Raw genomic sequence first — 14,248 nt, forward strand, 5'->3', positions numbered from 1 at the left:
TCCTGCTAGGAATAACGCGCTTGCATGCTCTGCCGGGGCTGGGCCTTCCTCTTCCTCCCAACACGGCACCCCGTGCTCAACGCTTCGTTGTTTATGGACTTCACTGCCTGGCTGGCCATTGCCATTTTTATCGGCTCATACGCACTGATCGTATCGGAACGCATTCACCGCACCATCGCCGCCATGTTTGGAGGCATGCTGATGGTCATCACGGGCATCCTCTCGCAGGACCAGGCATTAAGTGCCATCGACTTCAACACCCTCGGCCTGCTCGTCGGCATGATGATCATCGTCTACGTACTCGGGCAGACCGGATTCTTCAACTATCTGGCCATCAAAGCCGCCCATCTGGCGAAGGGCAACCCCCTCTGGCTCCTCATCCTGCTGGCGACCCTCACCGCCGTCTGCTCCGCCTTTCTGGACAACGTCACCACCGTCCTGCTCACGGTACCCGTCATGTTCAAAATGACAAGCCAGCTCCATGTCAACCCGCGCCCCTTCCTCATCTCCCAGATCATGGCCTCGAACATCGGCGGCACGGCCACCCTCATCGGCGACCCGCCGAACATCATGATCGGCAGCAAAGTGCCCGGACTGGACTTCATGGCCTTTATCACCAACCTGGGCGGCATCTGCACACTCATCTTCATCGCCACCATCCTCATTCTCGCACTGATCTACCGGAAAGACCTCCAAACAACGCAGGCCCTCAAGGAACGAGTCATGCAGCTCAACGCCCGCAAAGCCATCAAACGGCACGCCCTGCTGCGCCGCTGCCTCTTCGTACTCGCCATGACGCTCACCCTCTTCACCCTGCACGGCTCGCTGCACCTGCAATCCGGCACCGTCGCCCTCTGGGGGGCCACCTTCCTCATGCTCCTCACGCTGGCGGACAAGCCCCGCATCCTCAACCGCGCCTTCGGCCACCTCGAATGGACTGCCATCTTCTTCTTCATCGGCCTCTTCATGCTCGTCGGCGGGCTGGAACACTGCGGCGTCATCAACATGCTCGCCACCGAAGCCATGGCCGTCACCCAGGGAGACACCACCTCCAGCACCATGATGATCCTGAGCATGAGCGCCCTACTCTCCGCCTTCGTCGACAACATCCCCTTCGTCGCCACCATGATCCCCCTCATCAAGGACATGGGAACCATGGGCATGGCCAACCTCGAACCGCTCTGGTGGGCGCTCGCCCTCGGAGCCTGCCTCGGGGGCAACGGCACCATCATCGGCGCGAGCGCCAACGTCGTCGCCCTCAGCATGGCCTCGCAACGGGGCCTCAAAGTCAGCTTCATCGAATACCTCAAAATCGCCTTCCCCCTGATGCTCCTCTCCATCGTCATGGCGGGCATCTACCTCTACTTCCGCTACCTCTGATCCCACTGCACTCCGCCCGGTCCACACAACCGAACGCCCTTCACCGGCACACCTTCATCCAGCCGAGCCTCCCGCATTGAGGACAACGGCGGAGCAGAAACTTCGCCCCGCAAGCATACTTGCGGAAACCGTACTTGCCGAACGGCTCGTCGAATGTACACCGGCGGCAGCGCAGCCGCCAGCCCGGAGCGCGCTTCTCCCAACGCTCGGCATCCGGCAACTCCGCATCGCCCCGTGCGCCGCCGAATAAAAAGGCCATGAAACCCATACAGCCATTCTAACGGGTTTCCGGACGAAAGCAACGGAAAACCGCACCCACCGCCATCACATGATTACTACTGTTCCTTCTCCGAACGGTAGTGCCAGCTCCCCGTCTCGGAAGCATACGGAAACCGATGCCGATGAACACCCTTCTCATCCTTCAGCAGAAACTCCAACCAATCTTCGGCAAAAACAAGACTGCTGCCGACATCTTCCTCATCACGGCCCATCGTATTGGCATACCGGGTGCAGACCCTGTACACGGCAATATGTTCGTACTGCTCCGGCGCTGATCGGCGAAACACATACAACTCCCATGAAACCGCTCCGGAAAAATTGCAGTGATACATCACCGCATACTCTTCGTCCGGACTCATCACGACCGGCCAGCCATATTCATCCTTGATGGACTTCCAATCCACCTTCCACCGAAAAAGAGGCCGGGCATCTCCGCTTCGGCTTCCATTCACTGGCACATAGTCCCAATCACGCTTCCTGGAAAAGTGCTCATGATACCACAGGAGGGCCGCATCCATCTGCTCCTTGCGTGACATCCCCTCCGCCATCACATCGGGAAACGCCCTCTGAAAGGCTTGATAAACACGGCCGGCCACTTCCGGCTTCGTTGCCTTTTGCCATACGTCATACAGCAGCTGAATCTTGTAAGCCTTTCCCATCCTCTCCTCGATCCATTTGCCTTCTACCGACGAACGGAACCGATGCACCAGCAATCGACCCGACCATTCATCCCCCTGCCCCATACTCCATCTCAAGGCAAGATCGTACCGGTAATCCACGGCGAACTCGCTTCTTCCCCTCCCTTCATCCTCGTCGGCGAGAATGGCAGTGAACCACTCCTCCTCCCTGCCCGGGGCAAAACGGTACGCCTCCTCCCACATACGGAGAAGCTGCAGCTGCTCATCCGTCGCCAGCCGCACATCGGGAATCATCTTCTCCAACTGCTGCAGCCGGCTCTCGACCAGCGCATGCAGCGCCTCCTTCTCTTCATCCGAAAAAGGTTTCTGCACCGCCGACAAGGCAACATATTCCTCATCCCCGGACGGCATCGGAAACGGAGCGAGCTCCTCCTGCGCCCGCAACACTGGCAGCAGACAACATAAAGCAACAACAAAAGCTTTCATAGGTAAAGGGTAAAGAAAAAACGGTGGAGGAAACATATCCTCCACCGCCATTCTGCTCCCGCCGCATGAAAATGCAAGTGGAAAAACGCTCACACCTCGCTAAAATCGTAACGCTTGTACTGCCAAGGCGTCTGCCGGTTCCGGCCGGAATCCCACAGCAGCACAATCATCGCAGAAAGGAACAGCAGTCGCAGCGCGATCTCCGTCGGATAATCCGAAATACTATGCTCCTGCACAAAACAGTGGCAGCTCAACTCCAGCCCGCGCGCCCACGCCTGCGAAAGCAGAATCACATACACGCTCGTCATCAGCACACCCAGCCACGCCGCCCCCCGGTACATCCACCGGAACAGCAGACAGGCGCCCACGACAATCTCCATGGCTAGCCCGATGCCGGCCACAGGATAATCCGCCCAGGAGGGCAACACATCGAACCGCACGAGATCGGCCTCCATCGCATTCACATGCACGATGCCCATCATACGCAGCACAAGCCCCCAGCCCGCCAGCACGGCCACCTTCAGCAGCCCTTCCAGCAGGAAAAAGGCGCCGATCCCCACGCGGAGGACCAGCATCATGATATTGATCGTCTTCGAGCGCTCCATCTTCTTCCGGAAACCGTATGCGTTACTTATTCCTGGCGTTGCCTTCGAAATCCGCCTGATCGCGCTCCACTTCCTTATTGCGCAGCTTGTTCAGCTCGTGCGTCACCGTCTCAAGCTTCTTCTCCAGCTCCTTCACTCGGGCGGAATCGGCACCATCGGTTGCACGCTCGCCATCCTTGCCGGGAACGTACTGCTCCTTGAACAGGCGCCTGCCAGCATCGGGCTTCACATCGAACGTCACGGAACCCGACTTCGGCGTCTGCGTACCGCGGTGCTTCAGCGAGGCATTCACCGTCACCTTGCCGGGCTCCGTACCCATGCGAACAAGCACGGGAGCCGTACCCCACTGGATACGCTTCGGATTAAGCTGCTGCTCTTCCCCGCCCACAATCGAAGCAGGACCCTGCACATCGAACACGATCTCCTCGTTATTCAAACGCTTCACTGAACCGTTGGCATCCACCATGCTGGCGACCACCACGGCCACGGACGAACCGTCTGCCACAAGCTCCGTCTTCGTATCCAGCTCCAGCTTGAGATGGTCCGGTCTGCGGGAAGGAGCCACCTCGTGGCGGCAAACCACCTGCCCGTTCACCAGACCCTCGGCCACGATCCTGTCCTTGCCCTCCTGCCCATTGCGGGTCATCTGCTTGCTCTTCTGGAAATCCCACACATCCTTGAACACGGCGGGAGGATGCGGCAGGCCGCGCCCCGTATTCTTCGTCGGCTGCGTCACGGCGGGCTTATCCTGCACCGTCAGCCGCACCTCGTCGCAATTGGAAAACACCGTCACATCCTTCGGAGAAAACGGCGTCATCGAATGGGCCACATAAACCATCGGCCCTTGCTCGACAGGCCTCTGCGACATGAACGCATAATAGGAAAGCTTCGGCTGGCGGAACGCATCCAGAATACCGCCGTAAAACGTATCGGGATGATAGCCGCGCTGATGATCGAACGGATGCCAGAGAGTCCCCCCGAAATGGTAATCCGGAGCGCGGTACAGAGTATCCCAGCAGGTATAGGCATAATCGGGATTCAGGTAATGCTTCGCCTGCACCAGCATCGGCACCTCGCCCCACGCGCGGGACACGCGCGATGATGAATTGTGGGACGACCACGAATCCACATTATCGCCGAACTCGCGCGTAAAATACGCACGATCGGGAGACTGCGTCTTCGACGAAATGGCGAACTTCTCTTCGGAAATCTCGGGATGCGAATACAGCACCTCGTAATGCTCATGGCCCTGGGAAATCGAATCGCACCCCGTATAGCAACCGGGCACGGGATACTCCTCATGTGTCGCATCGTGTGCGCGCTTCGCAAAATCGGCCGGGAAATTCGTCTCATTGAGAATCGGCTCCCACATCAACACGCTCGGATGATTGCGGTCGCGGCGCACCATATTGCGGATATTCTCATACACGCGGCCTTCGAACGGCCCCTTGCCCCAGAACTGCCAGCCCGGAGTCGCCACGATCACGAACAGCCCGAGCCGGTCACAGGCATCCATGAATGCCGGATCCATCGGATAATGGGCGCAACGGATCACCCTCATACCCGCCTTGCGCAACTTCAACGCATCCATCCACTGCAAATTGTTCGGCACGGCATTGCCCAGCACCGCGAAATCCTGATGCCTGTTGCCGCCGATCAACTTCTCGGGGAACTTCTCGCCGTTCACAAACAAACCTTCCTTGGAAATCTCCACTGTGCGGATACCCACATCAAGCTGCATTGCATCCACCTCCTCCGCCTTGCCTCCAGCCTTGCGGAACACGCCGACATCCAGCTTCGTCAGGCTCGGCCGGTCGGGAGACCACAGCGACTCCTTCGTCACAGGCACATCCAGCATCACCTCAAGCTGCTTAGCCTCACCCGGCTTCAGCACCAGCGGCAGCACCTTCGACACACCCTTCGCATCAGGCATGGAAACCTTCACCTCCCCGGCAAACTCCTTGTCGGACTCATTGCGCACATGCACCTTCACCCCGCATTCCGCCACACCCTTCGCCAGATCGATCTTCTGAGTCCAGAAAAACAACCCTCCTCCGGCCACGACATTCTCCTCATTCGCATCCGTAATATGCACCTTGTCCGAACCGATCAAATACACATCGCGGTAAATCCCGCCGAAATAGCAGAAATCAAGCACATCCTGCGGCTTGCCGGGCGCATACGTCGGATCGTCCGAATTATCGGCACGCACGGCGATCACATTCGGCTTGCCGCACTCCAGAAAATCCGTCACATTCAGCACGATCGGCTGATAGCCGCCGAAATGGTCCGCCACCTTCCTCCCGTTCACCCACACGGAACTCTTCCCCATCACGCCCTCGAAATACAGCGTCATACGCTTCCCCTGAAGACCCGCAGGCACATCCACATGCTTTCGGTACCAGGCCGGGCCGCGGTAATTCTTGCCGCCGCTCGCCTCCTCGGGCAGCAGCTCCAGCCCGTGGGGCACATTCACCACCTCCCAGCCGGAATCGTCGAACGACTTCCCGTCCGCGCCCTGCACATCCCCCTGATGGTAACGCCAGCCGACATTCATCGAAAAACCGTCGCGCACCCCGCCGGGCAGAGCCCCGGCCATCGTGGAAACCGTCTGCACGGCCGGAAGCTCCGTACCGGAAGAATCTCCGGCAGGCATACCGGATGCAGCAGCCGCACAAACTGTGGCACAGGCGGATAAAATATGGATAAGCTTCATACAAGGAATATATACCGGATCGTGTGGAAAAATCTTTCAACCTTCGGAACAAACCACCCCCGAAGACCCACAGCATACCATTCCCGTTGTGCAAATCAAGCACATTCCTCCCGCCTCCGCCACCGAACCGGACACCACGCGCGCACCTGCGCGACACGCGCAACAAACCCTCATAAATCAACACCTCAAGACCTACTTTTGAATTGACACTCCATGCGAAATTGCCTAGTATTCGCGCGAGGAGCGTGTAGAGACCGAATTTGTTCTTCCGGATAGCCTACGGTCCACCCATCGCATCCCGTGAAAAGGAACGACGGACCGCCAACATCCGGCTCTCCCCGCCAACCTCGCCCACTCTTAACCTTTTTCACAAACGAACACATGTTCTCCCTCTTGAAAAAATTTTCCGGGCTCTTCTCGTATGACATCGGGATAGACCTCGGGACAGCCAATACCCTGGTGTACATCAAAGACCAGGGTATCGTCCTCCGCGAGCCCTCCGTCGTCGCCATGAAAGGCGACAAAGTCAAGGCCGTGGGCGACGAAGCCAAGCGCATGCTCGGCCGCACCCCCGGCGACGTCGTCGCCATCCGCCCGATCAAGGACGGCGTCATCGCCGACTTCAACGTCACCGAAGAAATGCTGCGCCACTTCATCACGAAAGTATCGTCCATGAAGCGCCTCCGCAGGCCGCGCATCCTCATCGCCATCCCCTCCGGCATCACCGAAGTCGAACGAAGGGCCGTCGAAGACTCCGCCTACCAGGCGGGCGCGCGCACCGTACGCCTCATCAAGGAACCCATGGCCGCCGCAATCGGCGTAGGCCTCCCCGTGGACGACGCCGCGGGCAACATGATCGTCGACATCGGCGGCGGCACAACCGAAGTCGCCATCATCTCGCTGGGAGGCATCGTCTACAGCCGCTCCGAACGCTGCGCAGGCGACGCCCTCGACGAATCCATCATCCACCACATGCAGACCGTGCACAACCTCCTCATCGGCGAACGCACCGCCGAAGAAATCAAGGTACGCATCGGCTCCGCCCATCCCCTTCCCAAGGAATTGCAGATGGAAGTCAAGGGACGCGACCGCGGGTCCGGCCTTCCCAAGACAGTCACCATCCGCTCCGAGGAAATCCGCGAAGCACTCAGCGAAAAACTCAACACCATCGTCAACGCCGTACGCCACACCCTCGACCGCTGCCCGCCCGAACTGGCGGCCGACCTCGTCGACCGTGGCATCGTCGTCGCCGGTGGCGGAGCGCTGCTCCGCGGCATCGACCAATTGATCCATGCGGAAACCCACCTTCCCATCCACATCGCCGAGGACCCCCTCAGCGCCGTGGCCGAAGGCACGGGCAAATCTCTGCAGGAACGCGAAACCGTCTTCCAGGAAGAAGACTGAACCGGATCACCCCCACCCGATCAGGGCCCTCCGACTCCACCCACTGCGGAAAGCCGCCCGGCCCCGGGAACCACGCCGGAACCCAGCTCGCAACCTGCGCCCTGCACCCCCGGCGTCTGGCACACCACCATTCACACCATTGTTTTGTAAAATGTTCAACAAACTGAAGCGCGCCTTCGGATTCGGCACATGCGATCCGAAGGAAGGCACCACCATCGTCATCAACTCCGAAAAGCTTGAGCGCCGCGTCGCCCTGCTCGAAAACGGAATCCTCGAAGAATACAACATCGAACGCGAAGGCCACGACAACATCGTCGGCGGCATCTTCAAAGGCCGCGTCAAAAACATCGAACCCGGCCTCAAAGCCATGTTCGTAGACATCGGCTACGAAAAAAACGCCTTCCTCCACTTCTGGGATGCCCTGCCCGCCGCCCTCGACTCCAGCCTCGAAGAAATCGAACGCGAAGGCCGCCCGAAAAAACAGCAGCGCAAAATCACCTCCAAAGACATCCCCGAAATCTACCCCATCGGCTCGGAAATCATGGTTCAGGTCACCAAAGGCCCCATCAGCTCCAAAGGCCCCCGAGTCACCACCAACATCTCCCTCGCCGGACGCTACATCGTCCTCATGCCCTACACCGACCAGTTCGGCATCTCGCGTAAAATCGACGACCCCAAGGAACGCCAGCGCCTCCGCCAGATCGTCCAGAAACTCAACGTCCCCGAAGGCATGGGCATCATCATGCGCACCGTCGCCCAGGGCCAGCGCTTCCGCCACTTCGTCCGCGACCTCGCCATGCTCCTCGAACAATGGCGCGCCGTCGAAGAAAAACGCGACTCCCGCCCCGCCCCCGTCAGCGTCTACCGCGAACCCGACCTCATCGAACGCACCGCCCGCGACTTCCTCACCGACAACGTCGACAACATCATCTGCGACAACCTCGAAACCACCCAGATGATGCAGGACATCGCCGGGAAAATCTCCCGCCGCTCCAAAAGGCACATCCAGCACTTCCAGACGCGCAACCCCATCTTCGAAGAACTCGGCATCCAGAAGCAGATCAACGAAGCCTTCCAGCGGCAGGTCCTCCTCCCCTGCGGCGGCTACCTCGTCATCGACGAAACCGAAGCCCTCATCGCCATCGACGTCAACACCGGCCGCAACAAAGGCTCCAAAGACCTCGACAAAACCATCCTCGAAACCAACCTCGAATCCGCCCGCGAAATCGCCCGCCAGCTCCGCCTGCGCAACATCGGCGGCCTCGTCGTCGTCGACTTCATCGACATGCGCCACCGCAAAGACCAGCTCTCCGTCTATAAAATGATGAAAGACTGCCTCAAACGCGACAAAGCCAAAACGCAGGTCCTCCAAATCTCCCCCATCGGCCTCATGGAAATGACCCGCCAGCGCCTCAACGAAAGCCTGCGCGACTACGTCAACGACCACTGCCCCTACTGCCACGGCCGCGGGCGCATCAAATCAGTCGTCACCATGAGCGTCGAAATCCAGCGGCAAATCCATGCCACGCTCAAAAAATACAGCGACACCGTCGGCGACCTCGTCGTCGTCGTCAACAGCGAAGTCCTCTCCCGCTTCAAAAACGAAGACGCGGCTCTCCTCATGGAACTCGAACGCCAGTGCAACGGGCGACTCCTCTTCCGCAGCGACCCCTCCATCCACCGGGAAGCCTTCGCCATCCTCGACGCGAGGAACGACAGCAAACCGCTCTACCAGGTCAACATGTAACCCATGCCACTGGAAGACGACCAACAAGACATCATCAAGAAAGCCCTCGCCAACCGGGGGCTTTCCCTTGCCGACCTCCCGGAAAACCCGCAGGCGCTCGACGCCTACCTCCGGCAGCAGCTCGGCATCTCTCCGGAAGCCTGGCGCCGCATCCCGGCCTACGAACCCGCCGCTGCCCTCCCGCCCGGCCTCGACCGCCACGAAGCGCCCTACCCCTACGGCACCGTCAACATCTGGACGATCGACACCCCGCAGGGCCTCATCGTCGTAGACACCGGATGCACCCCGGCCGACCTCCGCGCCGCCATCGGCAACCGCACCGTCCTCGCCATCCTCATCACCCATGAACACGGCGACCACATCGGCGGCCTTGCCTCCGGCTGGCAGCAATCCCCCGTCTACGGCATCGGCAGCGCAGAACCTCCCGCCTCGCTCGGCGGCTGGGACCTCCGCACCGTCAGCCTCGCGGGCCACACCCCTCGCGCGCGCGGATACATACTCCAGCAGGGGAACGACACCCTCCTCTTCACCGGAGACGCCCTCTTCGCCGGATCCATCGGCAAAACACCCGGCGGCGAAACTCCCGCCGCCCTCGACCGCATCCGCACAGCACTTGCAGCCCTCCCGGAAAACGCCGTCATCTGCCCCGGCCACGGCCCTGCCACCACAACCGGGCAAGAACTGAAAAACAACCCCTTCCTCGCCTGAGCTCCAAAGGCAACCGCCTCCGGCCACGGCAACGGGCATGACTAACCATGCCGCACCATGCAGTTGACGCGCACCAACCGACAAACTATCATCAGGCCATGACCAAAAACAAGCATAAACACCCTGAAGAAGACCTTCCTCAGAACCCGGAAGAAACCGCAGCAGCGGACACACCGGAACCCGAAACCGCCGTCGACCCGGCAGCCGCCGCAGCCGAAGAACTCCAGAAATGGCGCGACACCGCCCTGCGTACCGCAGCCGAATACGACAACTACCGCAAACGCACCGTCAAGGACCGCGAAGAATTCGCCCGCTACGCCAACCAGGGCCTCCTCGAAGAACTCCTCCCCATCCTCGACAACTTCGCCATGGGCATGCAAATGGCCAGCGACGACACCAAATCCATGATCTACATCGGCATGAACATGGTACAGAAACAACTCGCCGACTTCCTCCAGAACCAGGGAGTCGAACTCATCCCCGTCGAAATCGGACAGCCCTTCGACCACAACCTGCAGGAAGCCATCCAGAGCGAAGAATCCGACCAGCCCGAAGGCACCATCCTCCGCATCATCCGCCCCGGCTACACACTCAAAGGCCGCCTGCTCCGCCCGGCCAACGTCGTCGTGGCGCAACGCGCCGCCGACCCGGCGCCTGAAGCCTGATCCACCCACCGGAGCGCACCACCTTTAAACCCACACTCATGGCAGATTACTACGAAGTACTCGGAGTAGCCCGCGACGCGACGGACTCCGACATCAAAAAAGCATATCGCAAACTGGCGATGAAATACCATCCGGACCGCAACCCGGATGACAAAACCGCCGAAGAAAAATTCAAGGAACTCGGAGAAGCCTACGAAGTCCTCTCCGATGCCGACAAACGCGCCGCCTACGACCGCTACGGCCACGACGCCTTCAAAAACGGAGGCATGGGAGGCGCAGGCGGCCCGGCAGGAGGAGGAGGATTCCATGACCCCATGGACATCTTCGCCCAAATGTTCGGCGGCATGGGAGGCTTCTCGGAAGCCTTCGGCCGCGGTGGCTCCGGCCAGCGGCGCTCCGCCAAACGACCGGGAGCCGACCTTCGCTACGACCTCGACATCACCCTCGAAGAAGCCGCCAAAGGCTGCGAAAAAACCCTCGAAATCGAACGCCTCGTCGCCTGCGACGCCTGCTCCGGCACAGGATCGCGCGCCGGCAAAAGCGGCTTCAAAACCTGCCCCACATGCCACGGCCAGGGCGTCATCACCCAGCAGAACGGCTTCTTCGTCCAGCAAAGCACCTGCCCCACATGCCGAGGCACCGGAGAAATCGTCTCCGACCCCTGCCCGAAATGCCGGGGGGAAGGCCGCGTACGAAAAGACACCCAGATCACCATGCGCATCCCTGCAGGCGTGGACACCGGCACCAAACTCCGCTCCTCGGGCAACGGCGACGCCGGCACCCACGGCGGAGCCACCGGCGACCTCTACGTCTTCATCGAAGTCAAAAAACACGACATCTTCCAGCGCGAAGGCCAGGACCTCCATGCCACCATGCCCATCCCGCTGAACCTCGCCATCGCCGGGGGCAAACTCAAAGTCCCCACCCTCGAAGGCCCGGCCAGCATCAAAATCCCCGAAGGCACCCAGTCCGGCACCATCTTCCGCGTCCGGGGCAAAGGCATCAAATCCCTCAAGGGCGGAGCCACGGGCGACCTCCTCATCGAAATCCACGTCGAAACGCCCTCCGGCCTCAGCCGCGACCAGCAGGCCAAACTCGACGAATTCGCCGCTGCGCTCACCCCGGCCAAAAACCAGCCCCAGTATGAGGAATACCTCAGAAAAGCCGCCCGCTTCCTGAAAGACAAAGACTAACCCCCGCATGCCCCGCTTCTACCTGCCGCCTGATGCATGGCAAGCCCCCGCCTGGGAACTCGCGGGGGACGAAGCGAAGCATGCCCTCAAAGTCATGCGCCTCCGCGAAGGCGACACCTGCACCGTCTTCGACGGCAGGGGCCGCGCCGCGGAAGCGCGCATCACCGCCACCAGAGGCAGCTCCGGCCTCCTCCTCGAACCCGTGGCCGACCTCCCCCAGCCCCCGCCCGTCGCAGAAATCACCCTCTGCCAGTCCATCCCCAAAGGCGGCAACATGGAACTCATCATCCAGAAAGCCGTCGAACTCGGAGTCTCCCGCATCATCCCCCTCATCACCGAACGCACCATCGTCCGGCTGAAACCCGGCGAAGCAGAAGCCAAAACCGAAAAATGGCGGCGCACCGTCCTCGAAGCCTGCAAACAATGCGGTCAGAACACCCTGCCGCAAGTCGAACTCCCGATGGACTACCGCGACTTCCTCACACACGCCGGCCTTCCCCCCCTCAAAATCCATGCCGCCCTCACGGACACCGCCCAGCCCCTGCGCACCGTCCTTGAACAGGCCCGCACAGCCCACATCCGGCAAGCCGCCATCCTCGTCGGCCCCGAAGGAGACTTCACCCCTGCGGAAAACGAAGCCGCAGCCGCCCACGGATTCCTCCCCGTCACCCTCGGCCCCATCATCCTGCGCGTCGAAACCGCCACCTTCTTCGCCATCTCCGCCATCCGCTACGCGCTGGACTGATCTGATCGGCGCAGGGTCACACCTCGCATGCGTCAAAACTCCACACGTACAGCTTTCCAACACGAAAATTTGCCATTGTCTTCAATGAGGCGCCATTCCATACTCTGCCCTGTCTTTCGCTCGACTGACTCTTTCACACCCTGCAGAATTTTTGTTGCCTTCACTTGTCCATGGCTGCCCACAAGAAAAACGACTCGATCCGCCAACAATGCCACATAAGGATCTCTCATACCGTGGGCTACTAAAAACGATTTATATGCCGGAGTATAATAAATCCATGCACCACCCACCGGAATCACATTCGTTGTCCTGAATAAATCGCAAGAATAATCCAGCGGAGATTCCGGAAAAAGCATCTCAAGTGGAGCAGCACACACGAAAATCGTATGAGGATGCGCTTGCACATACTCTCGACACGACACTTGGTCTACAGAAGGAGAGGATTCAGAATCCAACAAGTGCACCAAACCGTGACGATCATGGCGAAATACAAATAAAGTTCCTGCCCCCATCACGGCAACCAGTAGGTAAAGCTTCCATTTTTCAATCGCATACGCCGCTTTTCTTGGCAAATACGCCCCCATTCCAATCAAGGCCATCATCACAACCGGAAAATAGACACGATCCAACAATCTGTGTTGTGTTAACAGCAAAAACACAATACATGCAACAAACATCCCATATAAAACAGGAACATGCCATGTTCTCTTAGAGACGAATGCATAGAGGAAACCAGCAAGACACAAGCACACCCATAATGACAAGGCAACAGGTGATTGTCTTATTTTAGACAATTCATTCCATTCTGGCGACAAAATCCCGCGCTTTGCCAACCAATCCAAACCGAATAGACCACGCATCCCAACCTGATGGATCGACACGGCTTGATCCATTTGCCCTGATTCCTCCATTTCTGGCACATAAATAAATGCTTTGAACATATCTATTTGCTCGCGTGTAATCTTGCAGTCACGAGCATAGCGATCATACTTGTCAATTCCGGAATTATCTGCAATATCCTGAATTGAAATGCGTTTTTTCAAAAAACTCAAAGTTTGAACAATCTCTTTATTTTGAACATTCCCTACATAATTGACACCCCATACGCATCCGGCTATTCCCAACAACCCCAATCCGCATATTCCTATCTGTCTCCACATCTTCTTACCTTTATTGCAAACAATCAGAGCACTCAATACTCCGAAGTAAACCAATCCCACATATAAGGAATCGATCCTGATGCATAAAGCAATAAAACACAATATAGCCCCTGCTCCATACCTTTTCCATGCTTTCATCTCTCGGGACGGAAGCAATATAAAGCCCATACCTGCCAGAAGCAACGAGATGGAAACCAAGGTATACATAGGCATACCCAAAAGTATTCGAATACAAAAAAATACCAGCAGAATCAAAATAGTACGCGACCACAAATAAAAAGGCTCCTGCTCCCTTGATCTGGAAAACGCTCTGCTAAAAAACAGAAAACATGATATCCACAGAGAAACGAACAGGAGAATCATATTCGCCAGCATCATCCATGCTGAATGCACAGGTAATATCTGTGCTACCATACTCCACCAATATCCCCACAGATACCCGGAATGCAGCAAATATGGAGAATAACCGCACCCTCCGTTCGTCAGTAGAAACTGCAATTGTATATCGTCATTGTGTAAAAT

12 protein-coding genes are annotated in these 14,248 nt (G+C 58.6%); 7 read left to right on the forward strand and 5 right to left on the reverse strand.

What is annotated here, in order from left to right; all coding sequences use genetic code 11:
* Positions 1 to 93: 93 nt before the first annotated feature.
* The gene (locus AC781_RS05050) at positions 94 to 1,380 is read left to right on the forward strand and encodes an ArsB/NhaD family transporter (RefSeq protein WP_067774519.1); all 1,287 of its coding nucleotides are present in this window, start codon (positions 94 to 96) and stop codon (positions 1,378 to 1,380) included.
* Between the two features lie 40 nt (positions 1,381 to 1,420).
* On the opposite strand, the gene AC781_RS05055 is transcribed toward AC781_RS05050, so the two are convergent.
* The 4 genes from AC781_RS05055 to AC781_RS05070 all read right to left on the reverse strand — a co-directional run bounded on the left by AC781_RS05055 (position 1,421) and on the right by AC781_RS05070 (position 6,104).
* On the reverse strand, positions 1,421 to 1,639 hold the full coding sequence (locus AC781_RS05055; RefSeq protein WP_141675762.1) for a hypothetical protein: 219 nt from the start codon (positions 1,637 to 1,639) through the stop codon (positions 1,421 to 1,423).
* A 76-nt stretch (positions 1,640 to 1,715) separates the two neighbouring features.
* The gene (locus tag AC781_RS05060; protein ID WP_141675763.1) at positions 1,716 to 2,783 is read right to left on the reverse strand and encodes a hypothetical protein; all 1,068 of its coding nucleotides are present in this window, start codon (positions 2,781 to 2,783) and stop codon (positions 1,716 to 1,718) included.
* An 89-nt stretch (positions 2,784 to 2,872) separates the two neighbouring features.
* Positions 2,873 to 3,361 (reverse strand): MauE/DoxX family redox-associated membrane protein, encoded by a 489-nt coding sequence (locus AC781_RS05065; RefSeq protein WP_141675764.1) that lies wholly within the window; start codon positions 3,359 to 3,361, stop codon positions 2,873 to 2,875.
* 49 nt (positions 3,362 to 3,410) lie between these two features.
* Entirely contained in the window at positions 3,411 to 6,104 is a 2,694-nt protein-coding gene (locus AC781_RS05070; RefSeq protein ID WP_197677896.1) for a glycoside hydrolase family 2 TIM barrel-domain containing protein, read from the reverse strand.
* A 381-nt stretch (positions 6,105 to 6,485) separates the two neighbouring features.
* Between AC781_RS05070 and AC781_RS05075 the strand changes: the two genes are divergently transcribed.
* From AC781_RS05075 to AC781_RS05100, 6 genes are all read left to right on the forward strand, one after another.
* The gene (locus AC781_RS05075) at positions 6,486 to 7,508 is read left to right on the forward strand and encodes a rod shape-determining protein (protein WP_067774467.1); all 1,023 of its coding nucleotides are present in this window, start codon (positions 6,486 to 6,488) and stop codon (positions 7,506 to 7,508) included.
* A 151-nt stretch (positions 7,509 to 7,659) separates the two neighbouring features.
* Entirely contained in the window at positions 7,660 to 9,255 is a 1,596-nt protein-coding gene (locus tag AC781_RS05080) for an Rne/Rng family ribonuclease (protein WP_067774470.1), read from the forward strand.
* Between the two features lie 3 nt (positions 9,256 to 9,258).
* Entirely contained in the window at positions 9,259 to 9,963 is a 705-nt protein-coding gene (locus AC781_RS05085) for an MBL fold metallo-hydrolase (protein WP_067774481.1), read from the forward strand.
* Positions 9,964 to 10,061: 98 nt separating this feature from the next.
* Positions 10,062 to 10,628: a nucleotide exchange factor GrpE gene (locus AC781_RS05090; RefSeq protein ID WP_067774490.1), complete on the forward strand. Its 567-nt coding sequence runs from the start codon at positions 10,062 to 10,064 to the stop codon at positions 10,626 to 10,628.
* 38 nt (positions 10,629 to 10,666) lie between these two features.
* Positions 10,667 to 11,821, forward strand: a complete 1,155-nt coding sequence (gene dnaJ, locus AC781_RS05095; RefSeq protein ID WP_067774493.1) for a molecular chaperone DnaJ — start codon at positions 10,667 to 10,669, stop codon at positions 11,819 to 11,821.
* 7 nt (positions 11,822 to 11,828) lie between these two features.
* Positions 11,829 to 12,566: a 16S rRNA (uracil(1498)-N(3))-methyltransferase gene (locus AC781_RS05100; RefSeq protein ID WP_067774496.1), complete on the forward strand. Its 738-nt coding sequence runs from the start codon at positions 11,829 to 11,831 to the stop codon at positions 12,564 to 12,566.
* 32 nt (positions 12,567 to 12,598) lie between these two features.
* On the opposite strand, the gene AC781_RS05105 is transcribed toward AC781_RS05100, so the two are convergent.
* Positions 12,599 to 14,248 (reverse strand): hypothetical protein (locus AC781_RS05105; RefSeq protein ID WP_218107255.1); only part of this gene is annotated, 1,650 nt, incomplete at its 5' end.

This window comes from Neoakkermansia glycaniphila, assembly GCF_001683795.1.
GTDB lineage: Bacteria > Verrucomicrobiota > Verrucomicrobiia > Verrucomicrobiales > Akkermansiaceae > Akkermansia > Akkermansia glycaniphila.

Excerpts from the sequence above, each read along its gene's own strand:
- AC781_RS05050 (WP_067774519.1), top strand. The coding sequence starts at position 94 with ATGGACTTCACTGCCTGGCTGGCCATTGCCATTTTTATCGGCTCATAC.
- AC781_RS05055 (WP_141675762.1), bottom strand. The coding sequence starts at position 1,639 with ATGGCCTTTTTATTCGGCGGCGCACGGGGCGATGCGGAGTTGCCGGAT.
- AC781_RS05060 (WP_141675763.1), bottom strand. The coding sequence starts at position 2,783 with ATGAAAGCTTTTGTTGTTGCTTTATGTTGTCTGCTGCCAGTGTTGCGG.
- AC781_RS05065 (WP_141675764.1), bottom strand. The coding sequence starts at position 3,361 with ATGATGCTGGTCCTCCGCGTGGGGATCGGCGCCTTTTTCCTGCTGGAA.
- AC781_RS05070 (WP_197677896.1), bottom strand. The coding sequence starts at position 6,104 with ATGAAGCTTATCCATATTTTATCCGCCTGTGCCACAGTTTGTGCGGCT.
- AC781_RS05075 (WP_067774467.1), top strand. The coding sequence starts at position 6,486 with ATGTTCTCCCTCTTGAAAAAATTTTCCGGGCTCTTCTCGTATGACATC.
- AC781_RS05080 (WP_067774470.1), top strand. The coding sequence starts at position 7,660 with ATGTTCAACAAACTGAAGCGCGCCTTCGGATTCGGCACATGCGATCCG.
- AC781_RS05085 (WP_067774481.1), top strand. The coding sequence starts at position 9,259 with ATGCCACTGGAAGACGACCAACAAGACATCATCAAGAAAGCCCTCGCC.
- AC781_RS05090 (WP_067774490.1), top strand. The coding sequence starts at position 10,062 with ATGACCAAAAACAAGCATAAACACCCTGAAGAAGACCTTCCTCAGAAC.
- dnaJ (WP_067774493.1), top strand. The coding sequence starts at position 10,667 with ATGGCAGATTACTACGAAGTACTCGGAGTAGCCCGCGACGCGACGGAC.
- AC781_RS05100 (WP_067774496.1), top strand. The coding sequence starts at position 11,829 with ATGCCCCGCTTCTACCTGCCGCCTGATGCATGGCAAGCCCCCGCCTGG.